This is a genomic window from Planococcus sp. TJ-201 (assembly GCF_058268495.1).
In genome coordinates, this window is record NZ_JBZDOG010000002.1 from 382,968 (window position 1) to 405,773 (window position 22,806).

Below are 22,806 nucleotides of genomic sequence, written 5' to 3' on the forward strand. Positions count from 1 at the left end.
TTATTTTGATTGGTCGTCCATTTTCAGGATCGCCATAAATGCTTCTTGAGGTACTTCAACAGATCCAACTTGCTTCATCCGTTTCTTGCCTTCTTTTTGCTTGTCGAGAAGTTTCCGTTTACGGGAAATATCTCCACCGTAGCATTTGGCAAGAACGTTTTTGCGCATGGCACTGATGGTTTGTCGAGCCACAATCTTCTGTCCGATAGCGGCTTGGATTGGCACTTCAAACTGCTGGCGCGGAATCAAGTTTTTTAATTTATCAACAATTACTTTTCCTCGTTCATAGGCAAAGTCACGGTGAACAATAAAGCTCAGCGCATCCACTTGCTCGGTGTTCAACAAAATATCCATCTTCACGAGCTTGGATTCTTTGTAGCCGATCAGTTCGTAGTCAAATGAAGCGTAGCCTTTTGTGCCTGATTTCAACTGGTCAAAGAAATCATAAACGATTTCAGCAAGCGGCAGCTCATAAATGATGCTGACACGGCTGTCATCAACATAATCCATGGTCATGAAATTGCCGCGTTTTTTCTGGCAGATTTCCATAACTGCACCGACATAATCATTCGGCACCATAACAGTGGCCTTAACATAAGGTTCTTCAACCATCTGGATTTTTTGTGCATCCGGCATCATGGCAGGGTTATCGATTTTCAAAACTTCCCCGTCTGTCATGTGGACATCATAAATTACACTTGGTGCAGTTGTAATCAAATCAATATTGAATTCACGCTCAATGCGCTCCTGGATAATCTCCATATGCAACAGGCCAAGGAAACCGCAACGGTAGCCAAAACCAAGTGCCTGGGAAGATTCCGGTTCAAACTGAAGTGCGGCATCGTTCAATTCCAGTTTTTCCAGTGCATCACGCAAATCGTTGTATTTTGAGGTGTCAATTGGGTACAGACCGCAATAAACCATCGGATTCAAACGGCGGTAGCCCGGCAATGCTTCTGTTGCAGGGTTGTTAGCCAGTGTAATCGTATCACCAACTGTTGAATCGCCAACATTTTTAATGGCCGCTGTCAGGAAACCAACGTCGCCAACCGTCAATTCGTCACGCAAAATGGCATGCGGGGTGAAAACTCCTGCTTCAATGACTTCAAATTCTTTTCCGGAAGCCATCATTTTGATGCGGTCTCCAGGTTTCACAGTTCCTTCAACAATGCGGATATATGCGACAATGCCACGGTACGGATCGTAAAGAGAATCAAAGATCAACGCTTTTAGCGGTGCGTTCGGATCACCCGTTGGCGCTGGAACTTTTTCAACAATCTGTTCCAGAATATCTTCAATGCCGATTCCCGCTTTTGCAGATGCCAATACGGCTTCAGAAGCATCCAGCCCGATAACTTCTTCAATCTCGTGGCGGACACGTTCCGGATCGGCTGCAGGCAAATCAATTTTGTTGATAACCGGCAGAATTTCCAAATCGTTATCCAAAGCCAAGTAAACGTTTGCCAGTGTCTGCGCTTCAATTCCTTGGGCTGCATCGACAACGAGTACAGCGCCTTCACAAGCAGCAAGGCTTCGTGATACCTCGTAAGTGAAGTCGACATGTCCCGGTGTGTCGATCAAATGCATAATATAGATTTCTCCGTCTTTCGCTTTGTAATTAAGCTGAACGGCATTTAATTTAATGGTAATGCCACGTTCCCGTTCAAGATCCATGGAATCCAGTGACTGTGCTTTCATTTCTCGGGAAGTTAGTGCTTCCGTCATTTCTAAAATTCGGTCTGCAAGCGTAGACTTACCATGGTCAATGTGCGCAATAATCGAGAAGTTGCGGATTTTGCTTTGCCGGGATAATCTTTCCTCATTATTCATTCTCTTCACTCCTATATAAACTACTATGAATTATAGCAGTACAGCAGACATTGAGCAATGAAAGCTCCTGAAATCATTTAACTGTCAAGGAAAACTTCTTTGCATGTATCTATTGCATTCCTTCCCCCGATTTGATAAAATAACTGTTGTTGTATAGAGACATTAAAGAGTTGAAATGATTTCTTCTCTTTCTTACTTGTCTAGGAGGTGAAAGATATGCCAAACATTAAATCTGCAATCAAACGTGTGCGCACGAACGACACTAAAAACGCTCAAAACTCACATGTAAAATCAGCAATGCGTTCTTCTATTAAGAAAGCTGAAACAGCTTTGACTAACAAAGACGATAACGCTAGCGATACTGTAAAAGCGGCGATTAAACAGGTGGAAAAAGCGGCTTCTAAAGGCTTGATCCATAAAAACACTGCAGCTCGTAAAAAAGCTCGCTTGATGAAACAAGCGTAAAACATGTAAAAAGCCGGTTCCTCTAAAGGGAACCGGCTTTTTTCTATACTTTTTTAACGCTGCGCTTGCCCGCCGCGCTTCATCAGAAAAAATTCCAGAATGCGGTCGCGATTGCCGCTGAGTGTTTTCAGCTGCAAATCAATTTCAGCCAAATCACCGAGCACTTGCAACAATCGTTTCTCAGAAATCTGCTGGCGTTTTTCCACCAACAACTTGACACGGTATGGATGGGCTTTTAATTGTTTGGAGATTTGCTGTGCGTGATAGCCTTTTTTCTGCAAATAATACACTTGGATCATAAACCGAATCTGCGATGCCAATAAGGCTGTCAATGCAACCGGCTCTTCTTTTTGCCGCAGCAGGCCATAATACACGCTGAGCGCTCCGCTAATATTGCCGTCGAGATATGATTGCAGCATTTTAAAAGCATCCTGTTCGAGTGTCCGAGCCGTCATGTTTTCCACAAGCTCAACCGTAATGTCTTCCTCTGCAGATCCCAGGTATAGAGACATCTTCTCAATTTCCGACGACAACAGCGTCAAGTTGGTGCCAGCCATCTCCATGAGCTTCTGAGCCGCCTTCAGGTCAATGCCTTTGCCAAAACTTTTTGCTTCGTGCATCAGCCAACTTTCCAAGTCATTTGTCTGCAGCGGTTTAGCTTCCACCAATACAGTATGTTGCTTGATCAGTTTGGTTACTTTTTTTCGTTCGTCCAGCTTCTCATAAGGCGCCACGAAAATCGTCACCGAACTTCCCGGCGGATGTTCCAGCCAAGCTTCCAGCGCTTTCAAATCATGGTTAATTTTTTCTTTGCCGCGTTCTGCCGCTTTCAGAAACGACGCATTCCGCGCAATGATCAGCTTGCGGTCGCTGAAAAAAGGGATGGTATCCGCTTCGTCGATGACATGTTCAACAGGGACTTCATCCAAATCAAAAAAAGTCAGTTCCAGTTCGCCGCCATCTGTTAATTTATCTTTTAATAAGTCCAAGGTTTTTTCAATAAAATAGCTTTCTGTTCCTACAATGAGATAAACAGGGTCTATTTGTCCGCTGCGTATAGATTTCCACACGGAAGTAATCATCGTATCAGCCTCCCTTCTCTCTACTATATCGGATTTTTACCGCTTTGGGTATTTGACAGTTATGTGTCGGCACGTAAATTCCCCTCTTTATGTTTACTTCAATCTAGATTTTTGCGTTGGCTTCGCTTATAATTAGAAGGAATTAGGAGGGATTTCAATGAATGAATTTGAACAGAATGTACAGTCCAAGCGTAACGATGCAATTGACGCAGGTATGGGCTTTGTCGTATCCTTTGGATTTTTCGCCCTTATCTTTATCATTGCTGGAGTTGTACAATTCGCAGCACGGTAATTAAATCAAAAAAGGTTCCATGTCTAACGACGTGGAACCTTTTTTTGTTGCTTATATCAAGACAAACTTCTCTTCTATCATCTCATGGTCTCAAGTTCAATTTTTCCTTTTTCGTAAAGCAGCTGGATGGTCCCATTTTCTGCCGTGTTTAGCGTATTCAGCTGAAGCTTACCAAACCGTTCCACGACTTCTGCACTCGGATGGCCATAACGATTGTCTGCACCTGTGGAAAAAATTGAAAGTTTGGGTTCCAGAAGCCTTAAAAACTCTTCGCTGCTGGAAGTCTTGCTGCCATGATGTCCCACTTTCAATACCGTCAGTCCGGCAAGTTCATTGCCATAAGGCGAAAGCAGCTCTTTCTCGCCATCCGCTTCCAAATCTCCCGTGAATAAAACACGATAATCCCTGGTTTTCATCAACAGAACAAGCGAATCATTATTTCCTTCATATTCCGCATCCAGAGGAGACAAATAAGTAAACTGTGTGTCTCCAATCGTCCAATTTGATCCCGCACCTGGAAAAGCCACTTCGGCTTCAACAGCATCAGGGGTGAGCTCCACCATTAATGCATTTGATGCAGACCCCGGTGTCAAATGGAGTTCATTTACCGAAAATAACCGGAAAATCTCCTCCGCCCCTTCGGCATGATCCGCATCCGGGTGGGAAATAATAAACGTATCGATCGACGAAATGCCACTGCCTTTCAAATAGGGTGCCACAACCTGACGCCCGATTTCATAAGGTTGCTTCCTCTCTTTGAAAGCTTCCGTATCAAATCTTAGCACCCCTCCGCTATCAATCAAGTAAACCGCCTCTCGGTATGGCATTTCGATCAGCGCACTGTCCCCCTGGCCAACGTCTATAAAAGTTACCTTCAAGCGTGGATCCAGATAAGGCAATGCCGAAAACACGATAGCCGGCACCAAAAGAATCAGCAGCTGCCGCAGACGGAATTGCCGTTCAGCAGCACAATAAAACAAATAGACGCTTGCTGTCAGCAACGCTGCCATAAAGAAATCAGGTTTGCCAGGATTCCATAATTGATAGGGCAATTCAGCCAGCCAACTCATAAAACGATCGATTTCTCCCCGCAATGGTTCATAAAAATAAAACACAAAGTCTGCAGCCGGCTGAAATAATACCGTCAGAAAAAGCAGCAAAAAATTGGCTGGCAAGATCAGCAATGTGAATAAAGGAACAAATATGCTGTTGACCACAAATGCCGACAACGACAACTCATAAAAGTGAAACAGCAGCAAAGGATACAAAGTCATTTGCGAAATGAAGGTAATGATAAATCCTGTTTTCACAGAAGACTGAATGCCTGCCAGAAACTTTAACGAGTATATAATGCCAAATGTCGCGCCGTAAGACAGCTGAAAACCAATTTTGTACATGGCGTACGGATTCCATAGCATAAAAACGATCATACTAGTTAACATAATAGGAGCAATAGGCAACTTAAAACCGAATAGCTTGCCTGCCAATACTACAGAAACCATGCTGACCGCTCGCCAAACAGAAGGCGCACCTCCCGCTATTACCGCATAAAGCGGCAGAACTATAAGCAAAACGACAATCGCTGTCTCTTTTCGGACATGGAAACGGATAAGAATTACATACAGCAAGCCTGACGCTATTCCTACATGCAAACCGGATATCGCGAATAAATGAGAGATGCCAAGTGTTTGATGCACCCGCTGATCTTCTGGATCCATATCTTCCCGCTCCCCAATCAGCAAAGCTTCCGCTTCTGCGGCAAGGCTTTCAGGAAAATGCGCTCGAATATGATGCTTTAAAGCATCCCGTCTGCTCAACAATTGATTGGTCCACGTATTATTCGCCTTTGCACCATCAATCGACTGAATCGCCAATAACGAGGCAGCACCATTGTGTTTCAAGTAGTCGGCCATATGAAATGCGTAGCGGTGTGAGGGTGGAGACGGCTCTTCGAAAATGCCTGACACTTGAAATATTGATTGATCTACTAATTTTTCCATTACTACCTTTTCTTCCTTTGAGCTTACACGGTAGCGGGCATAAACAATCGTTCCATCTGCCAACGCTGCAAACCCTCTTAAGCTGTCACCGTCAATAACTGCGCCTGCTCGAAATATCAGTTGACCGGAATAGGGCTGTGAATAATCAAAATGGTCTTGGCTTCGGAAATCCTGCACCAAATAAACTGCACAAGCAATTATAAAAATGCCCATTATCACCGGAATACGTTCTTTTTTCCAGCCCATCCAACAAAAAAGCAGCAACATGAACACGAGTTGAACCGCTGTTTCATGCGCTGCATATGTGGCAAGAGCTGTTGCCGTTGCCACATATAAAAAATGTGTGGCTGTTACACTTCGATTTCTCCGAATAATTGGCTCACCCGTTCATTGTAATAGGCCAATTCTTCTTCGCTGCCGCCTTTTTCTCGCAATTTTTCTAACAGTTCGATGTAAAGAGCCGACTTTTCAACACTTAAAAAGTCGATTTTCCGCTCATCGAATACCACTTGCACCACTTCTACCCCTGCCTGTTCCAAGAGCTCAATGGCGTACTCATGATTTTTGTAGTCGGTGGCATAGTACAACCGGGAAATGCCTGCCTGAATGATTGATTTTGTGCACTGGAGGCATGGAAAATGGCTGACATACATATCGGCCCCGCTGACGCTGACGCCATATTTTGCACATTGCAGCAATGCATTCATTTCTGCATGAATTGTTCGGACACAATGCCCATCGACTACGTAGCAGCCTTTGTCGATGCAGTGGTCGCCTCCGGAGATGGATCCATTGTAGCCGCCCGCCATAATTCTCCGGTCACGCACAATGGTCGCTCCGACAGCCAAGCGTGTGCAAGTGCTTCTAAGTGCCAGTAAATGGCTTTGCGCCATGAAGAATTGGTCCCAAGTTATTCGCTTCATTTAATTGCCTCCTGCTTGTGTAGTTAAAATAAGTGTAGCAGAGGCAAGGTTTTCGTCAACCGTCTTTTGTTCTACTCTTTTTATTTGGCTGTGATCAAATCTTTTAATTGTTCAAACGTTTTATCGCCAATTCCGGACACTTCCATCAGTTCTTCGGGTGTTTTAAATTTTCCGGCTTCTTCTCTGTACGCAAGAATGGCTGCGGCTTTCGACGGGCCAATGCCTGGCAGTTCCATTAGCTCAGTTTCTGTTGCCACATTGATGTTGATCAGGGCGCTGCCGCCTGCTGAGGCCGTTTGAGCTGCAGCAGCGGGCGCAACGGCTTCTTCTCCAACTGCAGGCACATATAGACTCGTTTCATCCATGACAATCAATGCCAAATTGATGGCACGGCTGTCTGCTTCAGATGTAAATCCACCTGCGGCATCAATGGCATTTTGCATGCGGGATCCTGCCGGGAGTTCATAAACACCCGGATTTGCCACTTGGCCTTTTATATCGATCATCAATGTTGCAGCTATTTCGGGATTTTCGGGTTCAGGGGTTTCTGTCTGCTGAGGGGATTCAGCGTTGATCAATTCGAGCGAAGCAGCAGGAGTTGTCTCCGGCTTCTCTTGTGGAAAGAAGAAGTAAATCAACAGCAGCGCAATGGCAGCAGCGGGGATCAGCAGCCACGCGGGTTTGTTCTGAAGATCGGAAAGTTTCAGCTGGCATTCCTCATTTCTTCAGAAGGCAATTAAATAGAAGCTGTTTGAATTATATAATAATTAGAAGATGCTTGTCCATCATTTTTAAATACATAAAAACCACCTGCAATATGCAGATGGTTTAGGCTAATTTTATTTTTTTCTGGCATGAAAGAAGATACGTTCACTTTCTTCATCCGGAACGTCATCTGAAAAATCTGCGGTAATCGACTCCACAGAAAATCCGACAGCTTCAAGCCATTTCACATAAACTTCGACCGGGAAGGTCTGCTGCTCATGCGTTTCTTCAAAGCGTTCGAACAACTCATTATGGCGAACGAAAAACGTCATGTCATGAATTACGCTGTGTTCCGCTTCCCCTGGCTCAGTATGCCAAATATACGCGATTTCTTCGGCATCATAGACAAACGGGCTATCCATGTAAAGCACATCCACTTTAAAAACAGAATGCACATCAAAGAAAAAATGGCCGCCTGAGTTTAATGCACCGCAAACTTCTTTGAATGTCTGCTGGACCTGCTGGCCGCTCTGCAAATAATTCAACGAATCGATCGCAATGGTGACAATATCAAATCCTTCCAGCCCCTCCAAGTTGTCCATAGACAATTGAAGCACCGGAATCGATTGATTCGCTTCCTGGAAACGTTGATTGGCAACCGTCAGCATGTCTTCTGATAAATCACTGGCGGTCACGTCATAGCCCATTTCAGCAAAAAGCTGTGACAATGTGCCGGTTCCGCACGCCACATCCAGCAATTTGCCGGATGTGACATGGGAAGCGACCCACTCCACATACTTTTCATAAGGAATATCTTCCATCAGTCCATCATAGACCGCGGCAAATTTTCCGTATTTCATATTTCCATTTGCGGAGCTTCTCTCCACAGGCGTTCAAGGTTGTAGTATGAGCGTTCGTCTTTATGGAAAACGTGTGCCACTACATCGCCAAGATCGACAAGGATCCAGCGTGCCGAATCAAATCCTTCAACACTTTTCACTTCATGGCCTTCTTCATGGGCTTTGTCCATAATTTCTTTGGCAATTGATTGAACCTGGCGATCGGAGTTTCCTGTGCAGATAACGAAAAAGTCAGCCAACAGCGAAATTCCCTCCATATTCAAGACAACAATGTCTTCTGCTTTTTTATCTTCTGCAGCGTTATACGCCACTTGTAGTAAAGTTTCTTTAGTCATTCTTTCACTTTCCCTTTCTGTTGCACGAAGTCGTTGTAGCACTTCAGTGAATCCGGAAATACCGGTTGATTTTTCGATACTAAAAATTCGATGGAATGTTTGACCGAGGCTTCCATCATAACATCCAATCCCCGTTCTTTTAATTGTCGCAATTCTTCAACACCTGAAAACTTGCGGTTGGGTTCGATCAAATCGGCAATATACACCACTTTTTCCAAATCGGACATGCCCTCACGTCCAGTCGTATGGTAACGAATGGCATTCAGAACATCTTCATCTGCTACGCCAAACTCAGTTTTCGCTAAATACGCGCCAACCGGGGCATGCCAAAGTTCTGAATGATACGCAAGCAATAGCGGATCCATCTTTTCAGCAACAATAACGGACTTCATCCAGTCCCGATCTGAAAACTTGGCGACATCGTGTAGAATTGCCGCAACTTCTGCATGGTCTTCGGAAACATGAAATTCCCTTGCCAGCTCAATTGCCGTGTCCACGACGCCAAGCACATGCGTAAAGCGTTTTTCAGGAAGCCGTTCTTTAACCATTTCAAGCATTTGGCTGTGATCCATACAAACGCTCCTTTCGAATAAACCTTTCCACTTGTTCCGGCACCAAAAAAGTGAGTGGACGGTCAGTGGCAGCGCGTTGTCTCAACATGGTCGATGACAGCAGCAATTCAGGCGAGTCGATCATCATGACCGGGTAAGGTGTTTCTGTATTATGCCCCGGCCGTTTAACTCCGATAAAGCGAATGCACTTCACTAAATCGTCAATCCGATGCCATGTAGGCAACCCCTCCACCATATCTCCACCAATAATGAAAAAGAACTCTGTGTCAGGTTCCTGTTCAATCAGCTTTGTCAGCGTATCGAAAGAATAGGATACCCCGCCACTGTTAATTTCAAATTCTTCCACCTTAAAATGCGGATGTCCTGAAATCGCCAGTTGGGTCATCATCAATCGCTGTTGGGCACTGGCTCCTTCTACTTCTTTGTGAGGTGCAATAAAGTTAGGCATGAAGCGCACTTCGTCCAATTCAGCTGAATAGTACGCTTCATTAGCCATAATCAAATGGCCGAGATGAGGCGGATTAAAAGTTCCGCCCAATATCCCTACTTTTTTCATCTTTTGACCGGCAACTCGATTTTTTTGTTGTTGACTGACTGCTTGTACAGAATCACAGTGTGGCCAATCAATTGAACCAATTGTGATTTTGTGCCTTTGGCCAAAGCTTTTGCTACTTCATCTTTGCCGTCTTCGTTGTTTTGAAGAATGCTGATTTTGACCAACTCACGTTTTTCCAATGCTTCTTTGATCTGCACGAGCATGGCTTCATTGACGCCGCCTTTGCCTACCTGAAAAATTGGATCAAGATGATGCGCTTCGCTTCTCAAAAAGCTTTTTTGTTTAGTTGTTAACATAAGTGCCTCCTAGTTTTTCTGTGATCAATCGGATCATTTTTTCAGTATCCGGCTGTACGCCTGTCCATTTTTCAAAGGCAATTGCACCTTGATAAACAAACATGCCAACACCGTTTAATGTCACGCATTTTTTCTCTTTGGCCTTTTTCAAAAAGGGTGTCTCGAGCGGATTGTAAATAATATCCGCCACTAAAGTTCCGGGCTTTACTAGCTCCAGAGAAATTGGCAATGCTTCATCCTTAGCCAAACCAACAGATGTCGTTTGAATAACAACCGCAAATTCGGACAGGCTCTCTTCTGAAGACGCGAGCGTTATGGCCGAGCTGCCGGTTTCAGCAGCCAGTTCTTCTGCCCGGCGGAAAGTCCGGTTGGTGATGGTCACATCCGTGAATCCTGCCCGTTTTAAAGCAAAAGCGATGCCTCTCGCTGCACCACCAGCTCCGATAAGCAATACTTTTGATGTTTTTTCCACGTTATACACGAGCATAGAACGTACAAAACCATCACCATCCGTATTCGAACCGCTGTAGTGCGTACCATCAAAATTCACCGTATTGACAGCATTCATCTGCATCGCGCTTTCTTCCAATTTGCCAAGAATCGGCACAATGGACTGCTTGTGCGGAAGCGTAATATTAAAGCCGCTGATACCTAAAGTCTTCATCGCATCAAATGATTTTTTCAACTGAGACGGTTCCACATGAATCGGAATATAAGCAGCATCGATACCGTGCTCGTCAAACCATGATTCATGCATAAATGGGGATAAGGAATGGGCAATCGGATCACCGATCACCGCGTACCATTTCTTCATCCAAAAACCTCCTAGATCAAAGATGGGCGAACTATGACTTCTACACCTTTAGGTGCATGGGCAGCTATGACAGCATTGCCGTGTTGAATGGTAATCCAGCCAAGTCCAGAAAAAACGATATCGGTCTTTGCGTCTTTGATGCTGAACTCATGGCGCACCAACTCAGGGAAATCATCTTTGTACTCAGCTGAAGGCGGTGCCAGCATATCACCCAAATGCTGTTCATACAAGGCATCTGCGTTATCCAGCTTAGTTCGGTGAATCGGCAGATCATTCGCGATGTGGACAGTAAATGATGAGCGCTCTCCTTGGATAAAGTCAAAACGAGCTAAGCCGCCAACGAACAGCGTTTGTTCTGCATTCAATTGGAATACCCGCGGCTTGATTTCTTTTTTAGGCATGATCTGTTTTAAATCTGCCGTTTGAAGATGGTGTGCTAATTGATGGTGATTAATGATGCCCGGTGTATCGAACAATGAACGTTTGTCATCCAACGGAATTTCAATCATGTCCAATGTTGTTCCTGGAAAATGCGATGTTGTGATAACATCTGCTTGTCCAGTGGCCTGTTTAATCACGCGGTTGATGAACGTCGATTTGCCGACATTTGTACAGCCGACCACGTAGACATCTTTGCCTTTGCGGTATTTTTCAATTGCTTCCATGGCTTCTGCAATTCCCGTTCCTTTGTGCGCACTGACTGTCAAGATATCAATCGGCTGCAACCCCAGTTTGCGGGCTTCTTGCTTCATCCAATGAATCAATTTATGCTGTTTGACCGATTTTGGCAGCAAATCGGCTTTATTGGCAATCAACAAGATGTCGTTGTTTCCGACAAAACGGTGAAGGCCCGGAAGCCAGCTGCCGTTAAAATCAAAAATATCGACAATTTTCACAATCAGGCCATCGCGTTCCCCAAGACCATTTAAAATACGAAGAAAATCGTCATCCGTTAAAGATACGGGCTGAAGTTCATTGTAGTTTTTTAGGCGGAAACAGCGCTGGCAAATAATTTCTTCTTTTTCCAATGAAGATGGTGGAGCATACCCTACCTCTTCTTTGTTTTCAGTTTGAATCTGTACACCGCATCCGATGCAAGTTGGCATTTCACTCACTTTTCTTCCTCCCACATCAATTGTCCTTTATCTTTCAATCTCTTCATGATTCTGCGTTCCACTCTCCGGTTAAATCGCGTGAAAAAACCATCTGACTGAGCTACCGGCAACACGAGGATTGTGTGCATCTTGTTCAAGTTGCCGCCGAAAATATCCGTCAGCATCTGATCACCAATTACTACCACTTGTTCGCGCTTTGCTTCCATGATCCGAAGCGCTTTGCGGAAAGCCCGTCCCATCGGTTTGCGTGCCTGGTGGATAAACGGAATTCCTAAAGGATCTGCGAATGACTTGACCCGCAGTTCCTTGTTGTTGGAAACGATCACGACTTGGATGCCCGCATCCTTCATTGATTTCAGCCACTCAATCAATTTTGGCGTCGCGTCTGGGCGATCCCATTCCACGAGGGTATTATCCAAATCCGTGATAATGCCTTTAATATTTTTTTCGATCAGCATCTCCGGCTTAATGTCAAAAACTTCTTTTACATATTGGCTTGGTACAAAATTTTGATACAATACAACTCACTCCTGTTTCCCGAACTTAATGCTATTGATTATATCATATTTCCTAATGCTTCTCCCACCTTGATCCGCTGTCCTGCAGACATATCTTCGACAAACTTGATGGAATTCTTCTCAAAAAACAAAACAACGGTGGAGCCAAAACTGAAATAGCCTACTTCAGCTCCCTTTTTCCAGTTATCTCCAGTTTCAGTCAGTTGGATGGAATTCACGAACATCGCGCCGACTTTGACGACCAGCATTCTGCCAGATGGTGTTTCCAACTCTGTAATCATGCGGTAATTTCCGCTGATGGGCGCTTTGCCATACTGCAGACCAGCCGCGTTAACCGGATAGGATTTTTTTCCAAGGACATATTGGTTTTTCACTTTGCCGTCAGCCGGACTGTGGATTCGGTGGTAATCAGCAGGTGATAAATAGAGCACTGCATATGTGCCAGCCTCGAACCGCTTAGCCAAATCTCTATTGCCCAACAAATCTTCCAACGAATAATATTGGTTTTTCACTAGAAATTGCGTGCCTTCTTTCAGGTCGCCGATGATCTCAATTTTTCCATCCACGGGAGAAACTATTGGTGCATGAGAAACAGGCCGACTGGACTCCGACAATTTTCGGACAAAAAATTCATGAAGAGTTGGAAAAGATGCTACTGGTTCTTCGACTTCATCTACTGAAATCTGATAGGCTTTAATATAGCCGGGTATGAACCTGCGGCTGCTTTTGGATTGAGCAAATTGTCGGATCAAATTCGAAGTGAAAGCTCCGTTCGTCAATTCGATTGAACGTTGGTACAGGTATTTTTTCATAGTACAGCCTCCGTCGCTAAAATAGTCTACCATTTTTTTACCTTTCACAGTATACTAGAGTGAACAAGTTTACAAAAAAGAAGGAGTGTTTTCCATTGTTAATTACAGAAAGAATGGATCACACCATCAAAAAGCTGAGGTCACAGACCGCTAATACCCTCACAATCGGCAATATGCTGTTTGGCGGTGCTTCTCTTATGGCCACTTTAAATGAATCTTATAGCTATAGCGTGCTATTTATATTTATCGCGGCTTTTCTGGACCGCTTTGACGGTATGGTGGCAAGAAAGTTCAATCAGGAATCCGCTTTAGGAAAACAGCTCGATTCGATGAGTGACATATTGTCATTCGGTGTCGCACCCGCAATTTTAATATACCAGCTTGTTCTGACAGACTTCGGATTTATCGGCATGGTTTTTACTGTCCTTTATATTTCATGTGGAGGATTTCGGCTGGCTCGCTTCAATATCTCAGATGCCACCGGGTATTTTACCGGTTTGCCCATCACTGCAGCAGGAACAATCATTACGCTTTCATACTTCGGACTGCCGATTCTTTCACCGGTCGTTTATATGTTCCTATTCGTGATTTGTTCGCTGCTAATGGTCAGTACCTTCACCTTAAAAAAAGTATAAAAAGCTGAGGAACGTTGAAAAACGTCACTCAGCTTTTTTGTTTGCTGCCGGTTAAATACGTGCTGCCAACTGGCTGATTACGTTAAAGACAATCTCAGTTGAATGCTGTGCAGCGATTGGCAAGAATTCGTCAAACGATACAGAAGACTCTTTCCCGGCAATATCCGATAACGCACGGATCACAACGAATGCAACGTCAAATTGATAGCAAACTTGCGCAACCGCCGCTGCTTCCATTTCAGCTGCTTTCATCGTTGGGAAATGTTCACGTACACGAGCTACGCGCACCGGGTCGTTCATAAAAGAATCTCCAGTAGCAATTAAGCCGACTGCGTATTCATGCTGACCCATTTCTTTGACAGCTTTGACTGCCAGTTCAATCAATTCTTCGTTAGAAGTGAACGCTGCTGGCAACTGAGGAACTTGACCCATTTCATAACCAAAGGCGGTGACATCCACGTCATGGTGGCGAACTTCGTCTGATATAACCACTGCTCCCACTTCAAGCTCTTCATCAAAACCACCTGCAGAACCAATGTTAATGACAATATCCGGTTTATAATGCTGAAGAAGGATCGTCGTTGACATAGCTGCATTCACTTTGCCAATGCCACTTTTCAGCAGAACGATTTCCTGCCCTTCGTATGTACCCATTGTGAATTCACATTTTGCTATTTCTTCTGTCTGAGGATTTTCCAGTCTGCCTCTCAACAATTGAACTTCTTCTTCCATCGCACCAATTACACCGATTTTCATTTTGTCATTCCTCTTTCCATAGTCAGTTAGCTTCACTGTTTCAGTTTATATCAAAGAAAAAGACGCCTCTATCAATAGGCGCCTTGCAGCGTGTTTAGCACGTCCATCTTCACTGGCTTCCAGCCTTCGCCATCTACCCATTCCATGTGGACACGGTATTTTTCGGATTCATCTTTAGACTGGACAGTCGCAATTGATTTTTGCGGACCCCCGCCATTTTTAATCATCATGACATACATATTATTGGCATCCAGGCCAGTCGCATAGGAAACAGCATTGACCTTTTCGTTCCAATCTACCGAATCTTTCTGGTAGACAGAGACGTGATCGCCTTTTTGTTTCGTGCCGACCGGTTCCCAGCTCGTGTTGATGACTGTTTCTTCCACGATTGGATCATTCGAGTCTTCACGTGTAATGGTTCCGCCTTTTGTGACAGATCCTTCTTTTTCTTCTTTAGCCTTTTCTTCTTTAGCTTTTTCTGCTTTAGCTTTTTCTTCTTCAGCTTTTTTTGCTTCTTCAGCTTCTTTTTCAGCTTTTTCTGCTGCCGCTAGTTCTTCATCAGAAAATTCAGCATCTTCTTCTGGTTGTTCTTCAGTGTTGGCACTTTCGCCTTCACTGTCTTCCGAACCGCTCGTTTGGTCTTCGGTTTCAGGTGAAATTGTGACTGCCTCAGGATCTTGAGCCTGATCGTCCCCTCCACTAAACAACATCGATACCCCTATGATGAGAATCAATGCAAATACCAAGCCGATCATAATATTCAAAATGGAATTAGACCGGTTTTTCTTTTTTTTCAAACGAGAGGGATACGGTTTTTCTTCGTTAGACATGTAATGTCCCCCTTTCTCAATAGTTTACCATAAATCCAGTATGACAAATTTGACGTTTCAGCGATATTTTCGTTTCATTAAAAGTCGGATTAAAGAGAAACGGCCATCCTTTTAATAGAATGGCCGCTTGATCACGTGATTGAAAGAATCTTAATTTCCATTTCTCCGCCTGGTGTCAGAACCTTGACGTTTTCGCCAATCGTACGGCCGATCATGCTTTTCGCAATTGGAGAATCATTTGAAATGCGGCCTTCTAATGGATCGGCTTCCGCAGACCCAACGATTGTATATGATTCTTTATCGCCATCTGGAACTTCTATAAATGTAACCGTCGTTCCTAAGCGAACGATGTCTTTATTGGATTCATTTTCATTTATGATTACCGCGTTACGGATCATCGATTCAAGTGTTGAAATGCGGCCTTCTACGAAAGCCTGATCTTCTTTTGCAGAGTCGTACTCAGCGTTCTCAGACAAATCGCCGAAATCACGTGCGATTTTAATTCGTTCAACCACTTCTTTTCGTTTAATCGTTTTCAGAAAGTCTAGTTCATCCTCTAACTTCTGCTTTCCTGCAGCTGTCATTGGAAATTGTTTTTCGTTAGCCATTGTTCCCACTCCTTCAACTGCTGACCTGGATGCCTGCATCCGTCAGTCTCGTATCATCATATTATAATCTGGCAATCTATTCAAGAATTGTTTTGATTTTTGTAACCATCAAATCAATTGCTACTTCGTTTTGGCCGCCTTCAGGGATGATAACATCCGCATAGCGTTTAGTCGGCTCAATAAATTGGTTGTGCATGGGACGGACGACAGTCAAATATTGTTCAATAACTGAATCGATGGTCCGTCCCCGTTCGTTAATATCGCGCAGCAGTCGGCGAATTATGCGCAAATCACCATCTGTATCGACAAATAGTTTGATGTCCATCAATTCGCGCAAACGAACATCTTCAAGCACCAAAATCCCTTCCAGGATAATAACGTCTTTGGGCTCAATCAATACAGTTTCTTCTGCACGCGTATGTACAGCGTAATTATAGACCGGTTTTTCAATCGGCTGACGATCAATCAGTTTGTTGATATGGTCAATCAGCAAATCCGTATCAAATGCCAATGGGTGGTCGTAGTTCGTTTCCAGACGCTCATCAAAAGCCAAATGACTTTGGTCTTTGTAATAATAGTCCTGCTCAATCACTACCACCGAGTTTTCTTTAAATACTTCATAAATGGAATTCGTAACACTCGTTTTCCCCGAGCCCGAACCCCCTGCGATCCCAATAACGACCGGCCGTTTTTTAGACATGTTGTTTAGCTCCTTGCAACCTCTTTTTGGTGTTTCATTTCTTTTTGCAGATCATAATGCCGTCTCCCGATGACAATAATTCCGTATCATAACGAGGATGGTTGAGCATATGCTCTTTAAAGGCCGCCAAGTTGCGGATCATGGTCCGCTTTCTTCTCGGCACTTCCGATAACGGCAAATCTGAAAGCCCATGCATGGCCATATTATCGCAATAGATGATTCCACCTACCGGCAAAAGTTCTTCGTATTTGTCAAAAAAGCGTTCGTATTGTCCTTTTGCTGCGTCGATAAAGATAGCATCATACTGTTTCTTCAAATCAGCCAGCGAAAGCTCTAGGGCGTCTGCATGAAATATGCGGATTCGATGGCCAAGTCCTGATTGTCCGATAAACTCCACTCCCTTTTGGTACCGGGAGTCATCACGTTCAATCGTGTCTATTGCGCTTGCTGGCAGTGCTTCAGCCATCTTAATTGCTGAAAAGCCAATAGCCGATCCGATTTCCAGAATTTTTTCTGGCTGTTGTACTTTAAGCAGCTCAATCAGTTCATGAATCCCCTGTTCTTCCATAATCGGTACGTGTTGTTCAACAGCATATGCTCGAATCGCTTCGAGCGTCGCTAATAATTGTTCGTTCACCATACTGCAGTGCTCCTTTTCGGCTCAGCAAAAATTACTTCAAATTTTACCATAAAAAGAGAAGGAAAGCGAGGTGCTTCCTTCTCGATCGTTTTAGTTTCCAATATATTCATCACGATTTGCCAAATGCTCTTCGTAGGTCTTAGCAAAGTGATTTACACCTGTTGAATCAGCCAAAAAGTAGAAGTACTCGGTTTCGGCAGGGTCCAGTACAGCTTCAATTGAAGACCCTCCGGAGTTCGCAATGGGTCCAGGCGGAAGCCCATTGTTTTGATAGGTGCTGTAAGGATGTTCGAACTCATAATCGGTATTGAACAAGCGGTCTTTGTGTTCGCCCATTGCATAAATGACTGTTGGATCTGTTTGCAAAGGCATATCGTCTTCTATGCGGTTATAAAAGACGCTGGCAATAGTCTGCCGATCTGCTTGTGCAGTGGCTTCCTCTTCTAATAGAGAAGCGAAAGTCAGCAGCCAATGAGGCGTTTGGCCAAGTTCCTCTAAAACGGTTTGATACTGCATCACATTGGCTTGTGTCGTATCAAGCATTTGCTCGATCAACAATTCCAGCGATGGGTCTTCTTCGTAAATAGGATAAGTCGCCGGGAACAAATACCCTTCAAGGGAATAACGGACATCTTCAGCTAAAATATCGTCTGTTAGCAACTCAGGGTATTTTATCATGAGGTCCTCCAGATAGACAGGATCCTCAATTTTTTCCAGGAATTCTTCAGCCGTAAACGATGTTTTTTCGGCAATAACATTTTCGGCAATTTCTTCTACCGTCAGTCCTTCCGGAACATTAATGGTGTAGAGCGGCTCTCGGTAAACAGTGCCTGTTTTCAAGCTTTCCGTAATTTCAGCCAGCGTCATAGATGGAAGCAATCCATAGGTTCCGGCTTGAAACTCCGATTCATTATTAAACTTCACGTAGTATTTGTAAATTCGAGCGTCTTCAATGACGCCGTTTTCTTCCAACAATGCCGCGATGCTGTCCAAATTCGAACCAATTGGCACTTCGACGGTAATGACTTCTTCCGATTCTGAATCAACCGGCTCTAAAGCATTTGAGATGTAATTATAAGTTTGGAAGCCTGCAATTCCGATGATGACCAACAGGATCAGTGCGACTATTAATACAATGCGTCGGACGACTCTCACTTCCTTCTTCTTTTCTGTCATTCGTTCAAACATAATGTCTTTTTTGGACGGTTTTTCCACGGGTGTTCCCCCTAGCTTTTCTGTTCTGCAGAAGTTGGACTGAAAATGTTCAACTCCTATCAGTATACAAGAAAATCATACAAAAGAAAAAGACGGAATCAGCAATCAATTCCGTCCCTCCTGCTTTTTAAAGTTCTTCGTTTTCTTCTTCTTCGTCAAGGAACGTATTCAGCATTTCTTCGATCATGTCCCATTCTGCTTCAGTTTCTACCGGGCGCAACTCTCCGCCGCCTGCCGTTTCGTCTGAATCAGCATTTTCAGTAAAGGAAGATGCATGAATTTCAATTTCGCCTTCTTCATCTTCTTCAGCGCCTACCGGGAAATACAAGACGTATGATTTTCCGAAGTCAGCTGATTCAAATGTAAACAATACTTCAAATAATTGTTCGTTGCCGTTTTCATCAACGACTGTAATGTGCTCTTGTCCGTGTTCCATTTGCGTCACCTCATTATTTTTTAAAATCAAGATAGCCTTGCAAGATCATAACTGCTGCCATCTTGTCGATCACTTTTTTGCGATTTTTGCGGCTGACATCTGCGGAAATCAACATCTTCTCTGCTGCCGACGTTGTAAGCCGTTCATCCCATAGGACCACCGGTATACTATACGCTTCTTTCAACAAAGCTGCAAATCTTTCAGATGCCTCAGCACGCGGCCCGATTGAATTGTTCATGTTTTTCGGGTAACCGACTACCGCTTCTGTCACTTCGTACTGCTTAATCAGCTCGCCAAGGCGAACCATTCCAAATTCTTCGATCGCTTCATTTATTTTGACGGTTTCGATTCCTTGGGCAGTCCAGCCCATTGGGTCGCTGATTGCGACTCCAATTGTTTTCGAACCGACATCAAGTCCCATTATACGCATCATTATTCCTCGTTATTCTTCTTGATGTAGAAGTTAACAAGCTCTTCCAGAATTTCATCGCGTTCAAGCTTGCGAATCATGTTGCGCGCATCCTGGTGGCGAGGAATATAGGCCGGATCACCTGATAATAAATATCCGACAATCTGATTGATCGGGTTATAGCCTTTTTCTTCAAGTGCAGCATGAACTTGAAGCATGACTTGCTTAACTTCCTGCTCCATCGACTCATCAGAGGAATCGAACTTCATAGTATGATCAAATGAACTCACGACAAGCACCTCGCTTTCGGATTTTAAATAGCATTAATCGTTTCCGCTGTCTATTTTTCATTATAACCGATAGCTCAGATTTATTAAACCTATTTCACTAAGCTGTAAACGGATTCGAGTGCTGATTCCAATTTGTCAGCGTCTTTCGCACCTGCCATCGCCATGTCCGGACGGCCTCCGCCTTTTCCGCCGCAAAGTTCTGCCACGTGTTTGACGATTTGTCCCGCATGGTAATCACCGCCAGCCAAATCTTTTGTAACCCCTGCAGCCAACATGACTTTGTCCCCATCAGTCGCACCGAGAACAATCACTGCTTTGTCGATTTTGGTTTTCAAATCATCCATCATTTGGCGCAGCTGGTTATTGTCTTTTGCTTCCACTTTTACCGACAGGACCGTAATATCGCCAATTTTTTGTGCGCTATCGAGAATGCCCGCAGACTGTGCATTGGAGATTTTCGCAAGCAGGGATTCATTTTCACGCTGCAGCGATTTTATTTCTGCCTGTACAGACTGTACTTTTTGGACCATATCTTTTGGTGTAGATTTCAACAAGCTTGAAGCCTGTTCCAAAGTCTGTTCGCTGTCTTTTAAGCTGCTGTAGGCACCTTTGCCTGTTACCGCTTCAATTCTGCGGATACCGGCTCCGATGCCGCCTTCAGATACAATTTTGAACAAGCCGATTTCAGAGGTATTTGCCACATGGACTCCACCGCAAAGCTCCAGAGAATAGCCGCCAATTTCAACCACGCGGACTACATCGCCATACTTCTCGCCGAACAAAGCCATTGCGCCCATTTCTTTTGCTTCCTGCAAATTATGGTAGCCCGTTTCGACTGCGATGCCGTCCCACACTTTTTCATTGACAATTTCTTCGATCGTTTCGAGTTCTTCTTTTGTCACTTGCCCAAAATGCGAAAAGTCGAAACGCAGGCGGTCTGGCCCTACATATGATCCAGCCTGGTTAACATGCGTACCTAGTACATCTTTAAGCGCTTGGTGAAGCAAATGTGTCGCTGTATGGTTTTTCACCGTATGGCGGCGTTCTGATGCATCCACTTGAGCGTGGACAGTAGATTTCGTCAATTCGCCGGTTTCTACGCGAACGGAATGCAAGTTCTGGCCGTTTGGCGCTTTTTTAACATCCAATACAGCTGCTTGCACCAAATCATTGCTTAATGTTCCACGGTCGGCAATCTGGCCGCCGCTTTCTGCATAAAATGGCGTTTGATCCAAAATGACTTGAACTTCTTCGCCTTCGTGTGCGTTGTCTGCCAGTTCACCATCTTTAATGATGAAGAGGACCTTAGCATCTGATACTGTTTGGCTATAACCGATAAATTCACTGGCTTCTTTTATATTCCCCAGCACTTCAGATTGAGTCTGCATGGAATTGACATTTTGACGCGCTTTTCTTGCACGGTCACGCTGTGCTTGCATCGCTGCTTCAAATCCTTGGTGATCAATCCCCATGCCTTCTTCTTCCGCGTATTCTTCCGTAAGCTCTACCGGGAAGCCATACGTATCATACAAACGAAATGCATCTTCGCCCGGAATTTCCGAATGTCCTGCCGCTTTTTGTTTTTCCACAACCGATGACAAAATCGCTAAGCCATCATGAAGTGTTTCGTGGAACCGTTCTTCCTCGAGTTTCATGACACGGATAATAAAGTCCTGCTTGTCCTTCACTTCCGGATAGAAGTTTTTCATGATGTCTCCTACAACCGGCACCAACTCGAATAGGAACGGTTTCTCAACCCCCAGCTTTTTCGCATAACGCACAGCCCGGCGCAACAAACGACGCAAAACATAGCCGCGGCCTTCATTTGAAGGAAGCGCACCGTCTCCAATCGCAAATGCTACGGTGCGGATATGGTCAGCGATGACTTTAAAAGCCATGTCCATATCGGCATCTTCGCCGTATTTTTTGCCGGAAATTTCTTCCGTTTTGCGAATGATTGGAACAAAAAGATCGGTATCGTAATTGGTTGGTACGTCCTGAACAACAGAAGCCATGCGCTCCAAGCCCATTCCGGTATCGATGTTCTGTTTTGGAAGCGGTGTGTACGTATGGTCCGGGTTATGGTTGAACTGCGAGAAGACCAAGTTCCAAATTTCCAGGTAACGGTCATTTTCTCCACCCGGGTATAGTTCTGGGTCGCTTAAATCATTGCCGTAGCTTTCGCCGCGGTCATAGAAGATTTCAGAGTTTGGTCCGCTTGGGCCTTCGCCGATGTCCCAGAAGTTTCCTTCAAGGCGGATAATGCGTTCAGCCGGCACCCCAACTTCATTTAACCAAATGCCGTAAGCTTCTTCATCTTCCGGATGAATCGTTACTGATAATTTCTCAGCATCAAAGCCGATCCATTTGTCATCCGTCAGAAACTCCCAAGCCCAATGAATTGCTTCAGTTTTAAAGTATTCACCAATGGAAAAATTCCCAAGCATTTCAAAGAATGTATGATGGCGCGCTGTTTTTCCGACATTTTCAATATCGTTTGTACGGATTGACTTTTGTGCATTGACGATCCGTGGATTTTCAGGAATGACACGGCCGTCAAAATACTTTTTCAACGTTGCCACGCCGCTGTTGATCCACAATAACGATGGATCTTCAAAAGGCACAAGCGGTGCACTGGGCTCCTGGTCATGTCCTTTTTCTTTAAAGAAGTCGAGATACAATTGTCTAATGTCTTCAGCTTTCAAATTCTTCATCTGTTTTTCCTCCTCAGCATAATAAAAAAGCCTTTATCCCAAAAAAGGGACGAAGGCTTTATTTCGCGGTACCACCCTAGTTACACGGACCATGAAAAGCTCCGTGTCTCTCGAACACCTTAACGCGGTTCAACGGCAGGGATTAGCTGCACTCCAGAGTAGCTTTCTAAAATCAAATCTCGTCGGGGCCTTTCAGCCATGGGTCCCGTTTCTGTCCGGATGCGATTTTATACTGTCTCCATCAATGTGTTTGTCTATCAATCTAATTTGAATTATAGAAAAAGCTTAGTGTGATGTCAATAGTGGGGAAAAGAAATCGCTCCAGGCAGAGGCTTCTATTCTTTTCCTATGAATTTCTAAACACATACGAGTGGACTGTAATACATGCTGTACGAAAG

The 22,806-nt window shown here is 44.3% G+C and carries 27 protein-coding genes and 1 other annotated feature; of the genes, 3 read left to right on the forward strand and 24 right to left on the reverse strand.

The features are described from left to right. Positions 1-1,830 carry a translation elongation factor 4 gene (gene lepA, locus AC4EG4_RS07630; protein WP_490978673.1) on the reverse strand — a complete coding sequence of 610 codons (1,830 nt, stop codon included), beginning with the start codon at positions 1,828-1,830 and terminating at the stop codon, positions 1-3. A gap of 216 nt (positions 1,831-2,046) precedes the next feature. Between lepA and rpsT the strand changes: the two genes are divergently transcribed. Next, complete coding sequence (gene rpsT / locus AC4EG4_RS07635; RefSeq protein WP_006828708.1) at positions 2,047-2,295, forward strand: 30S ribosomal protein S20; 249 nt, start codon at positions 2,047-2,049, stop codon at positions 2,293-2,295. Positions 2,296-2,348: 53 nt separating this feature from the next. Here rpsT and holA read toward each other — a convergent pair whose 3' ends face one another. Continuing rightward, the gene (gene holA / locus AC4EG4_RS07640; protein WP_490987441.1) at positions 2,349-3,377 is read right to left on the reverse strand and encodes a DNA polymerase III subunit delta; all 1,029 of its coding nucleotides are present in this window, start codon (positions 3,375-3,377) and stop codon (positions 2,349-2,351) included. A gap of 157 nt (positions 3,378-3,534) precedes the next feature. On the opposite strand from holA, the gene AC4EG4_RS07645 reads away from it, so the two are divergent. Beyond that, complete coding sequence (locus AC4EG4_RS07645; protein WP_006828710.1) at positions 3,535-3,669, forward strand: YqzM family protein; 135 nt, start codon at positions 3,535-3,537, stop codon at positions 3,667-3,669. A gap of 77 nt (positions 3,670-3,746) precedes the next feature. Here AC4EG4_RS07645 and AC4EG4_RS07650 read toward each other — a convergent pair whose 3' ends face one another. The 12 genes from AC4EG4_RS07650 to AC4EG4_RS07705 all read right to left on the reverse strand — a co-directional run bounded on the left by AC4EG4_RS07650 (position 3,747) and on the right by AC4EG4_RS07705 (position 13,175). Then, positions 3,747-5,936 (reverse strand): DNA internalization-related competence protein ComEC/Rec2, encoded by a 2,190-nt coding sequence (locus AC4EG4_RS07650; RefSeq protein ID WP_490987516.1) that lies wholly within the window; start codon positions 5,934-5,936, stop codon positions 3,747-3,749. A gap of 83 nt (positions 5,937-6,019) precedes the next feature. Next, positions 6,020-6,592, reverse strand: a complete 573-nt coding sequence (locus tag AC4EG4_RS07655; protein ID WP_490978676.1) for a ComE operon protein 2 — start codon at positions 6,590-6,592, stop codon at positions 6,020-6,022. 80 nt (positions 6,593-6,672) lie between these two features. Further along, complete coding sequence (locus AC4EG4_RS07660; protein ID WP_490987442.1) at positions 6,673-7,230, reverse strand: helix-hairpin-helix domain-containing protein; 558 nt, start codon at positions 7,228-7,230, stop codon at positions 6,673-6,675. A 201-nt stretch (positions 7,231-7,431) separates the two neighbouring features. After that, entirely contained in the window at positions 7,432-8,157 is a 726-nt protein-coding gene (locus AC4EG4_RS07665) for a class I SAM-dependent DNA methyltransferase (protein WP_490987443.1), read from the reverse strand. Next, entirely contained in the window at positions 8,154-8,492 is a 339-nt protein-coding gene (rsfS, locus tag AC4EG4_RS07670; RefSeq protein WP_142827773.1) for a ribosome silencing factor, read from the reverse strand. Before rsfS ends, AC4EG4_RS07665 begins: the two co-directional genes overlap by 4 nt. Then, entirely contained in the window at positions 8,489-9,064 is a 576-nt protein-coding gene (gene yqeK, locus AC4EG4_RS07675; RefSeq protein ID WP_490987444.1) for a bis(5'-nucleosyl)-tetraphosphatase (symmetrical) YqeK, read from the reverse strand. Before yqeK ends, rsfS begins: the two co-directional genes overlap by 4 nt. Continuing rightward, positions 9,042-9,620, reverse strand: a complete 579-nt coding sequence (locus tag AC4EG4_RS07680; protein WP_490987445.1) for a nicotinate-nucleotide adenylyltransferase — start codon at positions 9,618-9,620, stop codon at positions 9,042-9,044. The genes yqeK and AC4EG4_RS07680 overlap by 23 nt, the downstream gene beginning before the upstream one ends. Further along, a complete protein-coding gene (gene yhbY, locus AC4EG4_RS07685; protein WP_142827770.1) occupies positions 9,617-9,916 on the reverse strand; it encodes a ribosome assembly RNA-binding protein YhbY in 300 nt (99 codons plus the stop codon). The genes AC4EG4_RS07680 and yhbY overlap by 4 nt, the downstream gene beginning before the upstream one ends. Continuing rightward, entirely contained in the window at positions 9,903-10,730 is an 828-nt protein-coding gene (gene aroE, locus AC4EG4_RS07690) for a shikimate dehydrogenase (protein WP_490987446.1), read from the reverse strand. Before aroE ends, yhbY begins: the two co-directional genes overlap by 14 nt. 11 nt (positions 10,731-10,741) lie before the next feature. Then, entirely contained in the window at positions 10,742-11,845 is a 1,104-nt protein-coding gene (gene yqeH / locus AC4EG4_RS07695) for a ribosome biogenesis GTPase YqeH (RefSeq protein ID WP_490978682.1), read from the reverse strand. After that, complete coding sequence (locus AC4EG4_RS07700; protein ID WP_490978683.1) at positions 11,842-12,363, reverse strand: YqeG family HAD IIIA-type phosphatase; 522 nt, start codon at positions 12,361-12,363, stop codon at positions 11,842-11,844. Before AC4EG4_RS07700 ends, yqeH begins: the two co-directional genes overlap by 4 nt. A 38-nt stretch (positions 12,364-12,401) precedes the next feature. Next, positions 12,402-13,175: a phosphatidylserine decarboxylase gene (locus AC4EG4_RS07705; protein WP_490987447.1), complete on the reverse strand. Its 774-nt coding sequence runs from the start codon at positions 13,173-13,175 to the stop codon at positions 12,402-12,404. A gap of 95 nt (positions 13,176-13,270) precedes the next feature. Here AC4EG4_RS07705 and pssA point away from each other — a divergent pair, with 95 nt between their 5' ends. Beyond that, on the forward strand, positions 13,271-13,810 hold the full coding sequence (gene pssA / locus AC4EG4_RS07710; RefSeq protein ID WP_490978685.1) for a CDP-diacylglycerol--serine O-phosphatidyltransferase: 540 nt from the start codon (positions 13,271-13,273) through the stop codon (positions 13,808-13,810). Positions 13,811-13,861: 51 nt separating this feature from the next. Here pssA and mtnN read toward each other — a convergent pair whose 3' ends face one another. The 10 genes from mtnN to alaS all read right to left on the reverse strand — a co-directional run bounded on the left by mtnN (position 13,862) and on the right by alaS (position 22,408). Continuing rightward, positions 13,862-14,566: a 5'-methylthioadenosine/S-adenosylhomocysteine nucleosidase gene (mtnN, locus tag AC4EG4_RS07715; RefSeq protein ID WP_490987448.1), complete on the reverse strand. Its 705-nt coding sequence runs from the start codon at positions 14,564-14,566 to the stop codon at positions 13,862-13,864. Between the two features lie 71 nt (positions 14,567-14,637). Then, positions 14,638-15,396 carry a DUF1510 family protein gene (locus AC4EG4_RS07720; RefSeq protein ID WP_490987449.1) on the reverse strand — a complete coding sequence of 253 codons (759 nt, stop codon included), beginning with the start codon at positions 15,394-15,396 and terminating at the stop codon, positions 14,638-14,640. 131 nt (positions 15,397-15,527) lie between these two features. Then, the gene (greA, locus tag AC4EG4_RS07725) at positions 15,528-16,004 is read right to left on the reverse strand and encodes a transcription elongation factor GreA (protein ID WP_215098774.1); all 477 of its coding nucleotides are present in this window, start codon (positions 16,002-16,004) and stop codon (positions 15,528-15,530) included. A gap of 76 nt (positions 16,005-16,080) precedes the next feature. Then, positions 16,081-16,704, reverse strand: a complete 624-nt coding sequence (udk, locus tag AC4EG4_RS07730) for a uridine kinase (RefSeq protein WP_490978688.1) — start codon at positions 16,702-16,704, stop codon at positions 16,081-16,083. A 34-nt stretch (positions 16,705-16,738) separates the two neighbouring features. Further along, positions 16,739-17,344: an O-methyltransferase gene (locus AC4EG4_RS07735; protein ID WP_490978689.1), complete on the reverse strand. Its 606-nt coding sequence runs from the start codon at positions 17,342-17,344 to the stop codon at positions 16,739-16,741. A gap of 90 nt (positions 17,345-17,434) precedes the next feature. Then, entirely contained in the window at positions 17,435-18,559 is a 1,125-nt protein-coding gene (gene mltG, locus AC4EG4_RS07740) for an endolytic transglycosylase MltG (RefSeq protein WP_490978690.1), read from the reverse strand. A gap of 127 nt (positions 18,560-18,686) precedes the next feature. Then, positions 18,687-18,995: a DUF1292 domain-containing protein gene (locus AC4EG4_RS07745; RefSeq protein WP_490978691.1), complete on the reverse strand. Its 309-nt coding sequence runs from the start codon at positions 18,993-18,995 to the stop codon at positions 18,687-18,689. Between the two features lie 13 nt (positions 18,996-19,008). Continuing rightward, positions 19,009-19,425, reverse strand: coding sequence for a Holliday junction resolvase RuvX (gene ruvX, locus AC4EG4_RS07750; protein WP_308788005.1), 417 nt, complete (start codon positions 19,423-19,425; stop codon positions 19,009-19,011). Positions 19,426-19,427: 2 nt separating this feature from the next. After that, a complete protein-coding gene (locus AC4EG4_RS07755) occupies positions 19,428-19,694 on the reverse strand; it encodes an IreB family regulatory phosphoprotein (protein ID WP_490978692.1) in 267 nt (88 codons plus the stop codon). Positions 19,695-19,783: 89 nt separating this feature from the next. Next, a complete protein-coding gene (gene alaS, locus AC4EG4_RS07760; protein ID WP_490987450.1) occupies positions 19,784-22,408 on the reverse strand; it encodes an alanine--tRNA ligase in 2,625 nt (874 codons plus the stop codon). A gap of 42 nt (positions 22,409-22,450) precedes the next feature. Further along, positions 22,451-22,662: a binding site (T-box leader), on the reverse strand. Positions 22,663-22,806: the final 144 nt, after the last annotated feature.

Bases quoted from the DNA above. Each gene is read 5' to 3' on its own strand.
- rpsT (WP_006828708.1), top strand. From the start codon at position 2,047: ATGCCAAACATTAAATCTGCAATCAAACGTGTGCGCACGAACGACACT.
- AC4EG4_RS07680 (WP_490987445.1), bottom strand. From the start codon at position 9,620: ATGAAAAAAGTAGGGATATTGGGCGGAACTTTTAATCCGCCTCATCTC.
- AC4EG4_RS07745 (WP_490978691.1), bottom strand. From the start codon at position 18,995: ATGGAACACGGACAAGAGCACATTACAGTCGTTGATGAAAACGGCAAC.
- holA (WP_490987441.1), bottom strand. From the start codon at position 3,377: ATGATTACTTCCGTGTGGAAATCTATACGCAGCGGACAAATAGACCCT.
- mtnN (WP_490987448.1), bottom strand. From the start codon at position 14,566: ATGAAAATCGGTGTAATTGGTGCGATGGAAGAAGAAGTTCAATTGTTG.
- aroE (WP_490987446.1), bottom strand. From the start codon at position 10,730: ATGAAGAAATGGTACGCGGTGATCGGTGATCCGATTGCCCATTCCTTA.
- AC4EG4_RS07735 (WP_490978689.1), bottom strand. From the start codon at position 17,344: ATGGTGAACGAACAATTATTAGCGACGCTCGAAGCGATTCGAGCATAT.
- AC4EG4_RS07705 (WP_490987447.1), bottom strand. From the start codon at position 13,175: ATGAAAAAATACCTGTACCAACGTTCAATCGAATTGACGAACGGAGCT.
- alaS (WP_490987450.1), bottom strand. From the start codon at position 22,408: ATGAAGAATTTGAAAGCTGAAGACATTAGACAATTGTATCTCGACTTC.
- rsfS (WP_142827773.1), bottom strand. From the start codon at position 8,492: ATGACTAAAGAAACTTTACTACAAGTGGCGTATAACGCTGCAGAAGAT.
- udk (WP_490978688.1), bottom strand. From the start codon at position 16,704: ATGTCTAAAAAACGGCCGGTCGTTATTGGGATCGCAGGGGGTTCGGGC.
- ruvX (WP_308788005.1), bottom strand. From the start codon at position 19,425: ATGCGTATAATGGGACTTGATGTCGGTTCGAAAACAATTGGAGTCGCA.
- AC4EG4_RS07645 (WP_006828710.1), top strand. From the start codon at position 3,535: ATGAATGAATTTGAACAGAATGTACAGTCCAAGCGTAACGATGCAATT.
- AC4EG4_RS07655 (WP_490978676.1), bottom strand. From the start codon at position 6,592: ATGAAGCGAATAACTTGGGACCAATTCTTCATGGCGCAAAGCCATTTA.
- greA (WP_215098774.1), bottom strand. From the start codon at position 16,004: ATGGCTAACGAAAAACAATTTCCAATGACAGCTGCAGGAAAGCAGAAG.
- AC4EG4_RS07650 (WP_490987516.1), bottom strand. From the start codon at position 5,936: ATGTTGCTGCTTTTTTGTTGGATGGGCTGGAAAAAAGAACGTATTCCG.
- yhbY (WP_142827770.1), bottom strand. From the start codon at position 9,916: ATGTTAACAACTAAACAAAAAAGCTTTTTGAGAAGCGAAGCGCATCAT.
- lepA (WP_490978673.1), bottom strand. From the start codon at position 1,830: ATGAATAATGAGGAAAGATTATCCCGGCAAAGCAAAATCCGCAACTTC.
- AC4EG4_RS07665 (WP_490987443.1), bottom strand. From the start codon at position 8,157: ATGAAATACGGAAAATTTGCCGCGGTCTATGATGGACTGATGGAAGAT.
- yqeK (WP_490987444.1), bottom strand. From the start codon at position 9,064: ATGGATCACAGCCAAATGCTTGAAATGGTTAAAGAACGGCTTCCTGAA.
- AC4EG4_RS07720 (WP_490987449.1), bottom strand. From the start codon at position 15,396: ATGTCTAACGAAGAAAAACCGTATCCCTCTCGTTTGAAAAAAAAGAAA.